We start from the raw sequence: 239 nt of genomic DNA, 5'->3' as shown, positions 1-239 counted from the left end.
GGGGTAAAATGCGCATATTGTGTCGCGCGCTTCAGTCCTGCCCTTTCAACGTCTGTTGTGGAGGCATGGATCGCTTCGCCAACATCTTCCCAGCCCGGGCGGGGGCTATCGCTTCCGGATGGGAACAGGTTGTTCGCCAGTTCTCCTGCTCCAAATCCGACGAAGCGTGACAGGATGATCTGTTCGGGTGACGAAGCGTTTCGATCTGCTTCTTCGATCTCCTTGAGCAGCGCGATAGC

The 239-nt window shown here is 56.9% G+C and carries 1 protein-coding gene; it reads right to left on the bottom strand.

What is annotated here, in order from left to right; all coding sequences use genetic code 11:
• On the bottom strand, nucleotides 1-239 hold a 239-nt coding region (locus tag B7449_RS17810; RefSeq protein WP_048883980.1), incomplete at both ends, for a hypothetical protein.

The sequence above is a fragment of the Komagataeibacter intermedius TF2 genome, assembly GCF_000964425.1.
Lineage (GTDB): Bacteria > Pseudomonadota > Alphaproteobacteria > Acetobacterales > Acetobacteraceae > Komagataeibacter > Komagataeibacter intermedius.
The sequence above is the reverse complement of the archived record's forward strand: the minus strand, read 5'-3'. Positions and strand labels throughout refer to the sequence as shown.